Origin of the sequence: Thetidibacter halocola, from assembly GCF_018224955.1 — a bacterium.
In the GTDB taxonomy this organism is placed as follows: Bacteria; Pseudomonadota; Alphaproteobacteria; order Rhodobacterales; family Rhodobacteraceae; genus Thetidibacter; species Thetidibacter halocola.
On the sequence record NZ_JAGTUU010000009.1, the window covers coordinates 156,145 to 170,092 of the forward strand.

The 13,948-nt window shown below is 68.8% G+C and carries 12 protein-coding genes; 7 read left to right on the plus strand and 5 right to left on the minus strand.

Features of this window, described 5'->3' with window-relative positions; all coding sequences use genetic code 11:
* Both deoC and KB874_RS20285 read right to left on the minus strand, forming a co-directional pair.
* Complete coding sequence (deoC, locus tag KB874_RS20280; protein WP_212538392.1) at positions 1-999, minus strand: deoxyribose-phosphate aldolase; 999 nt, start codon at positions 997-999, stop codon at positions 1-3.
* A complete protein-coding gene (locus tag KB874_RS20285) occupies positions 999-1,943 on the minus strand; it encodes a hypothetical protein (protein ID WP_212538393.1) in 945 nt (314 codons plus the stop codon). The genes deoC and KB874_RS20285 overlap by 1 nt, the downstream gene beginning before the upstream one ends.
* Here KB874_RS20285 and KB874_RS20290 point away from each other — a divergent pair.
* The 7 genes from KB874_RS20290 (at position 1,921) to KB874_RS20320 (ending at position 10,677) form a co-directional block, all read left to right on the plus strand.
* A complete protein-coding gene (locus KB874_RS20290; protein ID WP_212538394.1) occupies positions 1,921-2,871 on the plus strand; it encodes a metal ABC transporter solute-binding protein, Zn/Mn family in 951 nt (316 codons plus the stop codon). The genes KB874_RS20285 and KB874_RS20290 overlap by 23 nt on opposite strands.
* On the plus strand, positions 2,868-3,650 hold the full coding sequence (aztA, locus tag KB874_RS20295) for a zinc ABC transporter ATP-binding protein AztA (protein WP_212538395.1): 783 nt from the start codon (positions 2,868-2,870) through the stop codon (positions 3,648-3,650). Before KB874_RS20290 ends, aztA begins: the two co-directional genes overlap by 4 nt.
* A complete protein-coding gene (locus KB874_RS20300; protein WP_212538396.1) occupies positions 3,650-4,849 on the plus strand; it encodes a metal ABC transporter permease in 1,200 nt (399 codons plus the stop codon). The genes aztA and KB874_RS20300 overlap by 1 nt, the downstream gene beginning before the upstream one ends.
* Positions 4,849-5,757, plus strand: coding sequence for a metal ABC transporter permease (locus KB874_RS20305; protein WP_212538397.1), 909 nt, complete (start codon positions 4,849-4,851; stop codon positions 5,755-5,757). Before KB874_RS20300 ends, KB874_RS20305 begins: the two co-directional genes overlap by 1 nt.
* A gap of 89 nt (positions 5,758-5,846) precedes the next feature.
* The gene (locus tag KB874_RS20310; RefSeq protein ID WP_212538398.1) at positions 5,847-7,076 is read left to right on the plus strand and encodes a lytic murein transglycosylase; all 1,230 of its coding nucleotides are present in this window, start codon (positions 5,847-5,849) and stop codon (positions 7,074-7,076) included.
* Between the two features lie 136 nt (positions 7,077-7,212).
* Positions 7,213-10,275: an error-prone DNA polymerase gene (locus tag KB874_RS20315; RefSeq protein WP_212538399.1), complete on the plus strand. Its 3,063-nt coding sequence runs from the start codon at positions 7,213-7,215 to the stop codon at positions 10,273-10,275.
* Between the two features lie 57 nt (positions 10,276-10,332).
* Positions 10,333-10,677 carry an antibiotic biosynthesis monooxygenase family protein gene (locus KB874_RS20320; protein ID WP_212538400.1) on the plus strand — a complete coding sequence of 115 codons (345 nt, stop codon included), beginning with the start codon at positions 10,333-10,335 and terminating at the stop codon, positions 10,675-10,677.
* A 122-nt stretch (positions 10,678-10,799) separates the two neighbouring features.
* Here KB874_RS20320 and KB874_RS20325 read toward each other — a convergent pair whose 3' ends face one another.
* The 3 genes from KB874_RS20325 to KB874_RS20335 all read right to left on the minus strand — a co-directional run bounded on the left by KB874_RS20325 (position 10,800) and on the right by KB874_RS20335 (position 13,814).
* Positions 10,800-11,984, minus strand: coding sequence for an amino acid aminotransferase (locus KB874_RS20325; protein WP_212538401.1), 1,185 nt, complete (start codon positions 11,982-11,984; stop codon positions 10,800-10,802).
* On the minus strand, positions 11,984-12,838 hold the full coding sequence (gene sseA / locus KB874_RS20330) for a 3-mercaptopyruvate sulfurtransferase (protein ID WP_212538402.1): 855 nt from the start codon (positions 12,836-12,838) through the stop codon (positions 11,984-11,986). Before sseA ends, KB874_RS20325 begins: the two co-directional genes overlap by 1 nt.
* Before the next feature lie 97 nt (positions 12,839-12,935).
* Positions 12,936-13,814 (minus strand): calcium-binding protein, encoded by an 879-nt coding sequence (locus KB874_RS20335; protein WP_212538403.1) that lies wholly within the window; start codon positions 13,812-13,814, stop codon positions 12,936-12,938.
* Between the last annotated feature and the right edge of the window lie 134 nt (positions 13,815-13,948).

Consider the following 13,948-nt stretch of genomic DNA (forward strand, 5'->3'; position numbering starts at 1 on the left):
TCAGCCCATCGGATGCCGCCAGGCGGCGGAATAGGCACCGGTGACATGGTGTTCCAACTGCCGTTCTATATCGCCCAGCAGCGAGGACGCGCCAAAGCGGAACAGGTCGGGCCGCAGCCAGCGGTCGCCCAGTTCCTCCTTGATCAGCGACAGGTAGACCAGCGCATCCTTGGCCTTGGAAATCCCGCCCGCCGGCTTGTAGCCGACGCGATAGCCGGTGCGCTCGTGGTATTCGCGGATCGCGCGGACCATGACGAGGCTGACAGGCAGCGTGGCGTTGACGCTTTCCTTGCCCGTGCTGGTCTTGATGAAATCCGCCCCGGCCATCATGCAGACAAGGCTTGCGCGCGCAACGTTCTGCAACGTGCCCAGCTCGCCTGTGGCGAGGATCGCCTTGACATGCGCGGCCCCGCAGGCGGCGCGAAAGGCGCGCATCTCGTCATACAGCCCCTGCCAGTCGCCGGTCAGAACCTTGCGGCGCGAGATCACGATGTCGATCTCCTCGGCGCCGGCCTGCACGCTTTCGCCAATCTCTGCCAAGCGCAGGTGAAAGGGCGACAGGCCCGCCGGAAAGCCGGTGCTGACAGCCGCGACCGGGATGCCAGAGCCATGCAGCGCCGTCACCGCCGGTTCGATCATGTCGTGATAGACGCAGACCGCGCCGACGGTCAGCCCCTCCAGCCCCAGCGCCGCCAGCAGGTCTGGGCGCACCGGCTGGCGCGCCTTGGCACACAGGCGCGCCACGCGGCCCGCAGTGTCATCGCCCGAAAGCGTCGTCAGGTCGATGCAGGAAATGGCGCGGGCCAGCCATGCCGCCTGGTGATCCTTCTTGACGCTGCGCCGACCCGGCAGGGTGGTGGCCCGCCGCTCGATGGCCGAGCGGTTGGCCCGGGCGCGCATGACCCAGTCCATGTCCAGGTCCATGCCCGGGTTGCGACCCTCTGTGGTCTGGGGAAGCTGCGTGGCGGTCGGGGATGCTGTGGCTGTCGCGGTGGTCATCATTCGCTCCTGCGGATGCTCAAGAGTGGCAAGCCCGCACATGGGTTGCAAGCGCCCTGAAGCCAAGACGGCGCCTGCCGCTCCGTCAGGCCCGCCGCAGCCATGGCTTGGGTCAGGGCCGGTTCAGGCACCAGGCAGGAGCGTACGCGGGTCGCCTCGATGCGTTTCCAGCCCGTTGTCAGGCCGTAAAGATGCCAGAACCAGGCGTCGCGCGGGGCGAACAGCCGGGGCAGAGGCAGCCGCTCCAGCTGATGCGCGCGCCATTGCAACCCCCTCGACGGGCCGGAGGGCACGATGCACCACTTGGTCGGGCAGGATTGAGGCGGGTCGTCGCGATGGCTGTGGCCGGCATGACTGGGCAACCCCGACGCCCCCGGCGCGCGGAGCGCCCAGCACCCCGGGAAAGCGACAAGGCCGAAGCGGCTGTGCACCGCCCGGTCGAAGATAGAGCCGCGCGCATCCATCACCAGCTCGTCGATGTCACAGTTCAGCACCGCCCGCGCCCGATCGAGAAAGCGCAGCCGGACGGCGTTCATCAGCCCGTTCTGCAGGAACAGCTCGGCCTTGATGAAGGGCTTGATGCCGCGCGGGCCGTAGGGCAGCGCGCAACGCAAGACCATCGCATCCAAAATGCCGCCGCGTTCGATGGCCGCCGCGATCTCTGGCGTGCCGCAACGCTCGGACCCGAAGCACGTCAGGAAAAAGGGCTGCTGATGGGTCACGGCCACGCGCGGCCGCCGTGCAAGTCCGCTTCCGGCCAGAGACAAGGTGGCAAGGTCCAGCGGCGGCGTGCCGTATTTCATGGCGCCGCGCACAGACGGCAGGCAGCAGATCGTCAATCGGCGGACTTTTTTGAGAATGGATTGCAACTGGATTGACTTTTTGCGAATGCCTCGCATATGCAGGCCAAGGAGGAACACGATGCTGCTGACCCGACGATCCATGCTGACCCTTACGGCTGCCGGGCTGGCCGCGCCCGCCATCGGCCGGGCTGACACCCCGCTGCGCGTCGTGGCCACGACCGGCATGATCGCCGACGCCGCCCGCGCCATTGCCGGCGAGGCGGCCGAGGTGACCGCGCTGATGGGCCCCGGTGTCGATCCGCATTCCTACCGCCAGACCCGCACCGACATCGTCGCGCTGTCGCGCGCCGATTTGGTGCTTTGGAACGGCCTGTATCTGGAGGCGCAACTGGAAGGGCTGCTGCTGGACCTGGGGCGCAAGACGAGTGTCGTCGCGGTGGCCGAGGCCGCGCCAGAGGCAGACCTGTTGCGTCACTCCGAATACGAGGGCCGCACTGACCCGCATCTGTGGATGGCGCCACGCCTGTGGTCGCACGCGGTGACAGCCACCCGCGACGCCATGCTGGCGCTGCGAGACGAACCGACCTTCGTGGAAAACGCCGCGCGCCTGCTGGCCGAGATTGAGACCGTGGATGCGAAAGCCCGCGACGCGCTGTCCACGGTGCCCGAGGCGGCACGCGTGCTGGTTACGGCGCATGACGCCTTCGGCTATTTCGGCCGCGAATATCATTTCGAGGTAATGGGGATCCAGGGCATCTCGACCCAGTCCGAGGCGGGACTCGCCCGCATCGCGGAACTGGTCGACACACTGGTGGCCCGGCGCATCCCGGCGGTCTTCGTCGAAAGCTCGGTCTCTGACCGCAACATCCGCGCCCTGATCGAGGGCGCCGCCGCGCAGGGCCACGACGTGCGCATCGGTGGCGAGCTTTTCTCGGACGCGATGGGAGAGCCGGGCACCTGGGAAGGCACCTATGTGGGCATGATCGACCACAACGTGACGACGATCACCCGCGCGCTGGGCGGCGACGCGCCCGAGACGGGCTTCTTCGGCAGGCTGGGGTCGGCATGAGCATGCGCCTGGCCCGCCCCGGCACCTCCGACAAGGCCGAAACCAGCCCCTTGGCGGTGCGCGGCCTGACCGTATCCTATGGCGGCGATCCGGTGGTGTTCTCGGTCGACATGACCGTCGCGCCCGGGCAGATGACCGCCATCGTCGGCCCGAACGGCGCGGGCAAGTCGACCCTGCTCAAGGCCTGCCTCGGCATCGTGAAACCGCTGGCCGGGCGCATCACCGCCTGGGGCAAGCCCGTGGCGCGGCAGTCCAGCCGCATCGCCTATGTGCCGCAGCGCACCAGCATCGACTGGGACTTCCCGGTGACGGTCATCGACGTGGTGCTGATGGGCATGTATCGCGATCTGGGCCTGTTGCGCCGGGTCCGCCCGCAGCACCGCGAGGCGGCTATGGCCTGTCTTGACCGGGTCGGCATGCGCGATTTCGCCGACCGCCAGATCGGCCAGCTGTCGGGCGGCCAGCAGCAACGCGTCTTCCTGGCCCGGGCTCTGGCGCAGCAGGCCGACCTGTTCCTGCTGGACGAACCCTTTGCCGGAGTCGATGCAGCGACCGAATCCGCCATCATCGCCGTGCTCAAGGCGCTGCGCGACGAGGGCCGCACCATCGTCGCCGTGCATCACGACCTGTCCACGGTCGAGGCCTATTTCGACCGCGTCTTCCTGATCAATCGCCGCCGCATCGCCGAGGGGCCGGTATCCACCGCCTTCACGACCGACACGCTGCACGAGGCCTATGGCGGGCGCCTGTCCGACGGGTTCACCGCGCGGAGGGCGTGATGATCTGGCAGGCGCTGACGCTGCAACTGGGCTACAACGCCGCGCTGGTGGCGCTCGGCTCTGCCGCGCTGGGCATCGCCGCCGGGGCGGTGGGCGGGTTCCTTTACCTGCGCAAACGCTCGCTGGTCAGCGACGCGATCAGCCATGCGACCCTGCCCGGGCTGGCGCTGGCCTTCATGGTGATGGTCGCGTTGGGGGGCGAGGGGCGGTTCCTGCCCGGCCTCATGCTAGGCTCGGCCCTGTCGGCCGGGATCGGGCTGTGGCTGGTGGGCCGCATGACCGCCCGCACGCGGCTGCCGCAGGACGCCGCCATCGGCGCGATCCTGTCCACCTTCTTCGGCGCTGGAATCGTTCTGCTGACCATCGTGCAGACCATGCAGGCAGGGCGGCAGGCGGGGCTCGAGGGGTTCCTCCTGGGCTCGACCGCCGGGATGCTGCGCGCCGACGCGCTGATCATCGCCGCAGGCGGGGCGGCCGTGCTGGCCGCAGTTCTGGCTCTGCGCCGCCCGCTTCTGATGGTCGCCTTCGACGAGGGTTACGCCCAGGTCAACGGCATCGGTGTCGCCCGCATGGACGCAGCGCTGATGGCGCTGGTGCTGGCGGTGACGGTGGTGGGCCTGAAGATCGTCGGCCTGATCCTGATCGTTGCCCTGCTCATCATTCCCGCCGTCGCCGCGCGCTTCTGGTCGGAACGGGCGCTGCACGTGGTGATGCTGTCGGGCCTGTTCGGAGGGCTGGCCGGTTATGGCGGCGCCGCGCTGTCGGCCACCGCCCCCGCCCTGCCCACCGGCCCCATCGTGGTGCTGCTGGGCTTCGCGCTGTTCGCGGTGTCGCTGCTGGTCGCACCGTCGCGCGGGCTGCTGGCCGCAGCCCTGCGCCACCGCCGTCTTCAAAGCCGCGTCCACCTGCGGCAGGGCCTGCTGGCGCTCTCGCGCGGCGAGCCGGTCTACGAGGCGATGACCCGCAGGATGCTGCGCCGCGCCGGCCTGACACGCCCCGATGGTCAACCGACCGAGGCCGGCCGCGCCGAGACCGCCCGCATCCGCCTGGACGAGGCGCGCTGGCAGGCCCTGCGCCGCTCGGACACGCTGACGGACCTGTCCTCGCGCGATGACGGGCTGACCCTGATCGACAGCGTGCTGACGGCGGACCAGTTGGCTGCGCTGGATACCACCCTGGCCCCCAGGGGAGCCACCTGATGGGGTTCGAGTTCGTCGCCCTATCGCTGCCGCCCATGGTGATCGGCACGCTGGCCGCCATCGCCTGCGCGCTGCCGGGCAACTTCCTGCTGCTACGCCGCCAGTCGCTGATCGGCGACGCGATCAGCCACGTGGTCCTGCCCGGCATCGTCGTGGCTTTCCTTCTGACCGGGGTCATCTCCACGCTTCCAATGATGCTGGGCGCCGCCGGTGCCGCGCTGGTTGCCGTGCTGGCGATCGAGGCGATCCGCCGCTTTGGCCGGGTCGAGCCGGGGGCGGCGATGGGCGTCGTCTTTACCGCGATGTTCGCGGGCGGCGTACTGCTGCTGGAGCAATCCGACACGTCGTCGGTGCATCTTGACGTGGAACACGCTCTGTATGGCAATCTCGAAAGCCTGATCTGGCTGGACGCTGTGGGCTGGGCCTCGCTTGTCGATCCGTCCGCGCTGTCCTTGCTGCCGCCGGAACTGTTCCGAATGGCCGGTGTCACTGTTCTGGTCGCGGCGGTGGTCGCGCTGTTCTGGCGGCCCTTCGTGCTGGCTACCTTCGATGAGGGATTCGCCCGCAGCCTCGGCCTGCCGACAGGGCTGATCGGCCTGGCCATCGCCACACTGGCCGCGCTGGCGGCGGTCGCGGCCTTCGACGCTGTGGGCTCGATCATCGTGATCGCCATGTTCATCTGCCCGCCAGCCGCCGCCCGCATGATGACCGACCGTCTGGGGGCGCAGGTGGCCTGGTCGCTGGGCTTTGCCACGCTGTCCGCGGTTCTGGGCTATGTAATGGCAGGCTACGGTCCGCTCTGGCTGGGCCGGACCGACGCGGTCTCGGCCGCCGGGATGATCGCCACCGTCTCGGGCGCGGTCCTGCTGCTGGCGACCCTTCTGGGACCGCACCGCAAGCACCCCTGACCGCGCCATGCGCGGCGTCCCGCTGGCCGCAGGACCGCCTCTTGAGCGGCCACGCTCGGGCGCTAGACTGGCCGAAACCCGGAGGCTCCATGATCCGCGCGCTGCTCCTTCTCGCCCTGCTTTGCGCCAGTCCCGCCGCGGCACAGAACCGCGCGCAGGTCGAAGGCCAGTTCCGCACCTGGCTGGAACAGTCGATCTGGCCCGCAGCCAAGGCAAAGGGCGTCTCGCGCCGCACCTTCGAGGGCGCCTTTGACGGCGTCGCGCTGGACTGGGATCTGCCCGACCTCGTGCCGCCCGGCACGAAACCACCGAAAAGCCGCCCGCAAAGCCAGGCCGAATTCGGCGCCCCCGCCCGGTATTTCAGCCGAGGCGCCCTGGACGGCGCCACGTCGGTCGGCCGCCAGATGGCCCGAACCCATGCAACCGCCCTCGCCGCCACCGAGCGCAAGACCGGCGTCCCCGCCCGTATCCTCCTCGCCATCTGGGGCCGCGAAAGCGGCTATGGCCGCGCCGCGATCCCGCATGACGCCTTCCGCGTGCTGGGCACCAAGGGCTTCATGTCGACCCGCGCCGCCTATTTCACCCAGGAACTGATCGCCCTGCTGCAAATCGCCGAGGCCGGGCACGCGCCCTCGCGGGCAATGAAAAGCAGCTGGGCCGGCGCGCTGGGCCAGCCGCAATTCATGCCGTCCAACTTCCTGGAGTACGCCGCCGACGGCGACGGCGACGGCCATGCCGACATCTGGCGGTCCGAGGCCGATACGATCGCCTCGATCGGCAGCTATCTGGCCAAACACGGCTGGCAAACCGGGCGCGACTGGGGGTTCGAGGTCACGCTGCCCGCATCCGTCTCCTGCACGCTCGAAGGCCCCGATCAGGCGCGCCCGATCCGCGACTGGGCAGCGATGGGCATCAGCCGCATCAACGGAAAACCCTTTCCCGACCACGAAGCCCGCGCCAAGGGCTCGCTGCTGCTACCCGCCGGCCGCAACGGCCCGGCCTTCATCGTCACGCCGAATTTTTACGTCCTGAAGGATTACAACTTCTCCGACCTCTACGCGCTCTTCGTGGGCCATGTGGGCGACCGCATCCAGTATGGCATGGGCGATTTCACCGCGCCCTGGGGCAAGGTCGACAGCCTGCTGCGCTCCGACGTGGCCGCGATGCAAACGGCGCTGGAACGGTTGGGCCATGACGTGGGGGGCGCCGACGGCCTCGCCGGGTTCAAGACCCGCCGATCCATCGGTGTATGGCAGGAGTCGCGGGGCGCGCCCGCCACCTGCTTCCCCGAAGCGGCGATGAAATCCGCCCTGCGCTGACCGTCCCCTTCATCTTGCCCGGCAAACTCCGGGGGAGTCGCGCAGCGCGCGACGGGGGCAGAGCCCCCGCAAAAAACGTCGCCACCCGGATCAACCGGACTCGAAAAAGAACATAACGTGAACTAATATACCGCCCATGACGGCGGAACTCTGCATCACCTCCAACTTCACCTTCCTCACCGGGGCCTCCCACCCCGAGGACTACATGGACCGTGCCGCCCTGATCGGCATAGGGGCCATCGCCATCGCCGACGAGAACAGCGTGGCGGGAATCGTGCGCGCCCATGCCCGCGCTCGCGAGATCGCCCGCCAGGTGGCCGAGCGCGACGCGATCGAGGCGCGCGACGGCCCCATCGGCCCACCCTGCCCCGACGGCCTGCCGCGCGCCGCTTCGGCCGATATCCGCAACGTCCCCCGGCTGATCCCCGCCGCAAGGCTGGTCTTCCGCGAAGGCGTGCAGATGACGACGCTGGCCGCCACGCGGCAGGGCTGGGCGGCGCTCTGCCGGCTGATCTCGACGGGGCGGTTGCGGGCGCGAAAGGGCTCCTGCGATATCGGCCTCAACGACCTGCCGGAGGACGCGCAGGGGCTGGAATTCATCCTCCACCCAGCCCCACAGGCACAGGCGGGACCGCGCGGCGCGGGCGAATGGCGGACACGGGCGGAACGGCTGTCGCGCCGCTTTCCCGGGCAGATGCACCTGGCCCTCGCCCCCGCCTATGACGGGCAGGACAGGGCGCGCTTCGACCGGCTGGCCGGCCTCGCAGCGCATCTGGAATTGCCCACGCTCGCCACAGCCGCGCCGATGATGCATCACGGCCGGCGCCGGCGCCTGGCCGACGTGCTGACCGCCATCCGCACAGGCTGCCGCGTCGACCAGTTGGGCCGCGCCGCGCTGGCCAATGGCGAACAGCGCCTGCGCAGCGAGACGGAGATGCGCCGCATCCTTGGCCCGCATGGCGCGGCGCTCGACCGCGCCGCGGCCCTGGCCGGGCGCTGCACCTTCGACCTCGGCAGCCTGCGCTACGAGTACCCCTCCGAGATCGCCAAAGGCGAAACGGCGTCAGAGCGCCTGTCGCGCCTCGCCCATGAAGGCCTGCACTGGCGCTATCCCCAGGGTGCCCCCGACAAGGTCCGCGCCATGCTGGCGCATGAGCTGCGCCTGATCGCCAGGCTGAAATACGAACCCTATTTCCTGACCGTGCGCGACATCGTCGCCTTTGCCCGCTCGCGCGGCATCCTCTGCCAGGGGCGCGGATCGGCCGCCAACTCGGTCGTCTGCTACGCGCTTGGCGTCACCTCGGTTTCGCCCGAGATCGGCACGATGGTGTTCGAGCGTTTCGTCTCCGAGGCCCGTGACGAGCCGCCCGACATCGACGTGGACTTCGAGCATGAACGCCGCGAGGAGGTGATCCAGCACATCTACGACCGCTATGGTCGCCACCGCGCGGGCCTCTGCGCCACCGTCATCCACTACCGCGGCAAGCGCGCCATCCGCGAGGTGGGCCGCGCCATGGGCCTGTCACAAGACACGATCGGCGCGCTGTCCTCGCAGCTCTGGGGGTTCTTCTCCACCAAGGGGCTGGAACGCCAGCGCATGGCCGAGATCGGGCTCGACCCCGACGACCGCCGCCTGACGCTTACCCTCGAACTGATCTACGAGATCATCGGCTTTCCCCGCCACCTCAGCCAGCATGTCGGCGGCTTCATCATCACCGAAGGCCGGCTGGACGAGCTGGTGCCGATCGAGAACGCCACGATGGAGGGGCGCACCGTCATCTGCTGGGACAAGGACGACATCGACACGCTGGGCATCCTCAAGGTCGACGTGCTCAGCCTCGGCATGCTGACCTGCATCCGCAAGGCCTTCGACATGATCGCCACGCATCACGGGCAAAGGCACAGCCTGGCCACGCTGCCGCCCGAGGACCCGCGCGTCTACGACATGCTGTGCAAGGCCGACAGCGTGGGTATCTTCCAGGTGGAAAGCCGGGCGCAGATGAACTTCCTGCCGCGGATGAAGCCGCGCTGCTTCTACGACCTGGTGATCGAGGTGGCGATCATCCGCCCCGGTCCGATCCAGGGCGACATGGTGCATCCCTACCTGCGCCGCCGCAACGGCGAGGAGCGGGTCGCATTTCCCTCTGACGCGCTGGGCCAGGTGCTGGGCAAGACGCTGGGTGTGCCGCTGTTCCAGGAGCAGGCGATGCAGATCGCCATCACCGGCGCGGGGTTCACGCCGGAAGAGGCCGACCGTCTGCGCCGCAGCCTCGCCACCTTCAAGAAACACGGCAATGTCAGCGAATTCCGCACTCGCTTCCTGCGCGGCATGGCGAAGAACGGCTATGAGGCCGACTTCGCCGAGCGCTGCTTCAGCCAGATCGAGGGGTTCGGTTCATACGGCTTCCCCGAAAGCCACGCCGCCAGTTTCGCCCTGCTGGTCTATGCCTCGGCCTGGATCAAGCGGCACCATCCCGGCATCTTCGCCTGCGCGCTGCTGAATTCGCAGCCTATGGGGTTCTACGCCCCCGCGCAGATCGTGCGCGACGCGCGCGAACACGGCGTCACGGTGCGCCCGGTCGATATCAATGCCAGCTTCTGGGACAACACGATGGAGCCCGACGGCCAAGGTGGGCTGGCGCTGCGGCTGGGCTTTCGCCAGATCCGGGGCCTGGCCGAGGAGGACGCGACCTGGATCACCGCCGCGCGCGGCAACGGCTATGCCGCCGTGCGGGATGTCTGGCGCCGGGCCGACCTGGGCCCGCAGGTGCTGGCACGGCTGGCCGAGGCGGACGTCTTTGCCTCGCTTGGCCTGAACCGCCGCGACGCGTTGTGGGAGGCCAAGGCCACGACGAAAGGCCCCGACCTGCCGCTGTTCGCCCGCGACATGGACGGCGAGGCGATCATCGAGGCCGCGGCGCATCTGCCCGCGATGACGCCGGGCGAGGCGGTGGTCGAGGATTACGTCGCCTTCCGCCTGTCGCTGCGGGCGCATCCCGTGGCGCTGCTGCGCCCCATCCTGACGCCGGGTGCGGGTGGCAGGTGCGAGGCGGCTCTGCCCCCGTCGCCTGGCGACGACTCTCCCGCGGTACTTGCGAACCAGAGGAGGCAGGATCTGCGCGTCATGGCTGGCGCCCGCCACGGCCATCCCCGCGAGACGCCTCTGCCCATCCCGATGACGCGCGGCAATCCGGACTGACCTTGCGCTTTTCCTGTCGCCACGACAGCTTGCGCGCAGCCAACAGGAGGGAACGCCATGATCGCAATCATCTTCGAAGTCATCCCCAAGGAGGGCCACGTGCCCGAGTATCTCGACATCGCCGCCGAGATGCGGCCGCTGGCCGAAGGGATGGAGGGTTTCATCAAGGTCGAGCGGTTCCAGAGCCTGACCAACCCGGAAAAGCTGCTGTCGATCAGTTTCTTCGAGGATGAGGAGGCGGTGATGCGCTGGCGCCGGCTGGCCGCGCATCGCCGGGCGCAGAGCCGCGGGCGAAAGGACATCTTCGCCGATTACCGGCTGAAGGTCTGCCATGTCCTGCGCGACTATGGCATGACCGACCGAACCGAAGCGCCGGAGGACAGCGTCGCCTGCCACGGATGATGCGGCCGTCCTGACGGGATCGGCCTCAACGGTGTTCCCTCCCCCGGACACGGGGGAGGGACAGGGAGGGGGCAGAGGCATGGTGTCTCGGCCTCAGCCGAGGCCGCCGGATCACGCCCGGATCAGATACCCACGTCGACGATCGCCCTCGCCAGGATAGGCACCGTGGTCTTGTTGAGACCCGCGATGTTCAGGCGGGAATCGCCCACCATGTAGATCGCATGTTCGTCGCGCAGGCGCGCAACCTGCTCCGGCGTCGCGCCGAGGCGCGAGAACATGCCGCGATGCTGCGCGATGAAGCCGAAGCGATCCGACCCCGACAGGCGCTGCAGTTCCGAGGCCAGTTGCTCGCGCAGGCCCAGCATCGACAGGCGCACCTCTTCCAGTTCCGCCGCCCAGTCGGCGCGCAGGCCAGGGTCGTTCAGCACCAGCGTCACCAGCCGCGCGCCGTGATCGGGCGGGAAGGAATAGTTCTGTCGGTTCAGGTAGTTCAGCGTGCCCTGGTTGAGCTTCTGCTTGGCCGTGTCCTGTGCGACCGTCATTAGCAGGCCGGTGCGCTCGCGGTAGATACCGAAATTCTTCGAGCAGCTTGCCGCGATGATGCATTCCGGCACGCTCGACGCGATCAGGCGCACGCCCGCCGCGTCCTCGTCCAGACCGTCGCCAAAGCCCTGGTAGGCGATGTCGACCATCGGGATCGCGCCCTTGGCGTTCAGCAGGGCGACCAGTTCCCGCCACTGGGCAAGGTTCAGGTTGGCGCCGGTCGGGTTGTGGCAGCAGCCATGCACCAGCACCACGTCGCCCGCCTTGACCCCGGCGAGGTCGGCCATCATGCCATCGAAATCGACGCCACGCGTCTCTTCGTCGAAATAGCGGTAATCAACCCGCTCCATCCCCATGTGCTTGAGGATCGACAGGTGGTTGGGCCATGTCGGATCGCTGACCCAGACGCGCGCGGCGGGGTTCGCCATGCGAACCAGGTCGAAACCCTGCCGGCAGGCGCCCGTGCCGCCCGGCGTTGCCGCCGCGGACACGGCGGCGCGCGGCACCGCATCGCCCAGAACGAGGTCGATCATCGCCTCGGCATAGGCGGGGTCGCCGGCAAGCCCGGTATAGGCCTTGGTGGTTTCCTGTTCCCACCACAGCTTTTCAGCGGCCTTGACCGCGCGCATGACGGGGGTGTTGCCGTTGGCGTCCTTGTAGACGCCGACGCCAAGGTCGATCTTGGTCTCGCGCGGGTCCTCGCGAAAGGCCTGCATCAGCATCAGGATCTTGTCGGCGGGTTGTTCCTTGAGCAGTTCGAACATCAGTCGTCTCCGGTGGCGACGGGCAGCGTGGGGAACTGCCCCCACTCGCTCCAGGACCCGTCGTAGAGGGAATGGTCGGTCTTGCCGAAACGTTCCATGGCAAGGCTGAGAATGGCGGCGGTCACGCCCGAGCCGCAGGTCGTGATCGCCGGTTTCGACAGGTCGACTCCGGCGGCCTCGAACGCGGCGCGCAGGGCGGCGGGATCCTTCATCGTACCGTCATCGTTCAGCAGCGCGGCATAATGAACGTTCTTCGAACCGGGGATGTGGCCCGAGCGCAGGCCGGGGCGCGGTTCGGGCGCCTCGCCGCGAAAGCGGCCGGGGCTGCGGGCATCGATGATCTCATGGTCGCGCAGCTTGGATGCGGACGAAACCTGGGTCACATCCCGGACCAGGTGTGCCTGGCGGCGAACCGTCATGTGGCGGTCGCGCACGAAGGGCGGCAGGTCTTCCATCGGGTGGCCTTCGGCCTGCCATTTCGGCAGGCCGCCGTCGAGCACGGCCACGTCTTCCTTGCCCATCAGGCGGAACAGCCACCAGACCCGCGCGGCCGAGAACAGCCCGGCGCCGTCATAGACCACCACCTGGTGTCCGTCGCCGACCCCCATGGCGCGCATACGCGACATGAACTTCTCGACCGGCGGGGCCATGTGCGGCAGTTCGCTGCGGGCGTCGGAAATCTCGTCGATGTCGAAAAAGCGCGCACCGGGAATGTGCCCCGCCTCATACTCGGCCCGGCCATCGCGGTCGGACCCGGGCAGATAGAGGCTGGCATCGAGAATGCGCAGGTCCGGGTCCTTCAGATGGGCGGCAAGCCAGTCTGTCGAGACAAGCGTCTTGGGATCGTCGGACATGGATACCCCCGGGAGCAGCGGAACGTCGTCCGTGCCTACTCCGACCCGGGCGCGCATGCAAGCGACCGACACCCCGGATCGGCCGCGGCGCAGGGGATCAGGTGGCGGCCGTTGGCCCGCCCGTCTCGGCCAAGAGGACGATATCGGCGGCATGCGGCGCCGCCTCGGTCGGCAGGGTCAGCACCGGTTCGCCATCCAGCAGGATGTCGGTCAGCGTGGGGTCATCGGGATTGGTGCGCAGCTCGACCTCCGGTTCGGCGCCGTCCGAGGTCGGCTCGTAAAGGATCACCAGGCTGTCCTCGTCGGCGTCGAAGTCGAGGATCTGCGCCGCGTCGGCGGTGGCGGCCAGCGTGAACAGGTCGGCGCCCGCGCCGCCCAGCGCCACGTCGCCCACCCCCATCAGGATGTCGTCGTCACCCGTCCCGCCGACAAGATGGTCCGTCGCATCGTCATCGCCGTCGAGCGTGTCGTTGCCCGCGCCGCCATAGAGCAGGTCGGCCCCAGCGTCGCCCCGCAGCAGGTCATCGCCGTCGCGCCCGTGCAGCGCGTCGTCGCCGGCGCCGCCATACAGGATGTCGGCCCCGTCGCCGCCCAGCAACTCGTCATTCCCGTTGCCGCCGTAAAGCAGGTCGTCACCGGCATCGCCGGCCAGCGCGTCGGCGCCCTCCTGCCCGTCGAGCGTATCGTCGCCCTCTCCCCCGCCGAGCGTGTCATCCCCCGCGCCGCCCTCGACCAGGTCATGGCCCGCCAGCGCGTCGATGGCATCCGGTCCGGGCGAGCCGGACAGGACGTCGTCGCCATCGCTGCCGGTCTCGATCACCTCAGGCGGGTCCATCATCTCGAGATTGTCGAGCAGGGAACCGCCGCCCTCGTGCATGGGAGGCTCATCGCCGCCGTTCTCCGGGGCGGCCTGCCCGTCATCCGACTCGTCCTCTACCTCGTCGGTGCCGATCACCAGCGAGCCCAGGGCGAGCATCCCGATTATGCCGGCAAGATACAGCAGCGTCCGGTTCCTTTCTGCATGTGGCCGCGCGGCTGCGCAGCGGTCGCGGGCGGCACAGACAGTCAACCCGAAGTCGGGCCCCGCAATCAAATTCTATATTCGCCTAA

What these genes read in the sequence shown, in the direction of transcription:
- deoC (WP_212538392.1), bottom strand. Translation starts at nt 999, where the DNA reads ATGACCACCGCGACAGCCACAGCATCCCCGACCGCCACGCAGCTTCCC.
- KB874_RS20290 (WP_212538394.1), top strand. Translation starts at nt 1,921, where the DNA reads ATGCTGCTGACCCGACGATCCATGCTGACCCTTACGGCTGCCGGGCTG.
- KB874_RS20285 (WP_212538393.1), bottom strand. Translation starts at nt 1,943, where the DNA reads ATGGATCGTCGGGTCAGCAGCATCGTGTTCCTCCTTGGCCTGCATATG.
- aztA (WP_212538395.1), top strand. Translation starts at nt 2,868, where the DNA reads ATGAGCATGCGCCTGGCCCGCCCCGGCACCTCCGACAAGGCCGAAACC.
- KB874_RS20300 (WP_212538396.1), top strand. Translation starts at nt 3,650, where the DNA reads ATGATCTGGCAGGCGCTGACGCTGCAACTGGGCTACAACGCCGCGCTG.
- KB874_RS20305 (WP_212538397.1), top strand. Translation starts at nt 4,849, where the DNA reads ATGGGGTTCGAGTTCGTCGCCCTATCGCTGCCGCCCATGGTGATCGGC.
- KB874_RS20310 (WP_212538398.1), top strand. Translation starts at nt 5,847, where the DNA reads ATGATCCGCGCGCTGCTCCTTCTCGCCCTGCTTTGCGCCAGTCCCGCC.
- KB874_RS20315 (WP_212538399.1), top strand. Translation starts at nt 7,213, where the DNA reads ATGACGGCGGAACTCTGCATCACCTCCAACTTCACCTTCCTCACCGGG.
- KB874_RS20320 (WP_212538400.1), top strand. Translation starts at nt 10,333, where the DNA reads ATGATCGCAATCATCTTCGAAGTCATCCCCAAGGAGGGCCACGTGCCC.
- KB874_RS20325 (WP_212538401.1), bottom strand. Translation starts at nt 11,984, where the DNA reads ATGTTCGAACTGCTCAAGGAACAACCCGCCGACAAGATCCTGATGCTG.
- sseA (WP_212538402.1), bottom strand. Translation starts at nt 12,838, where the DNA reads ATGTCCGACGATCCCAAGACGCTTGTCTCGACAGACTGGCTTGCCGCC.
- KB874_RS20335 (WP_212538403.1), bottom strand. Translation starts at nt 13,814, where the DNA reads ATGCTCGCCCTGGGCTCGCTGGTGATCGGCACCGACGAGGTAGAGGAC.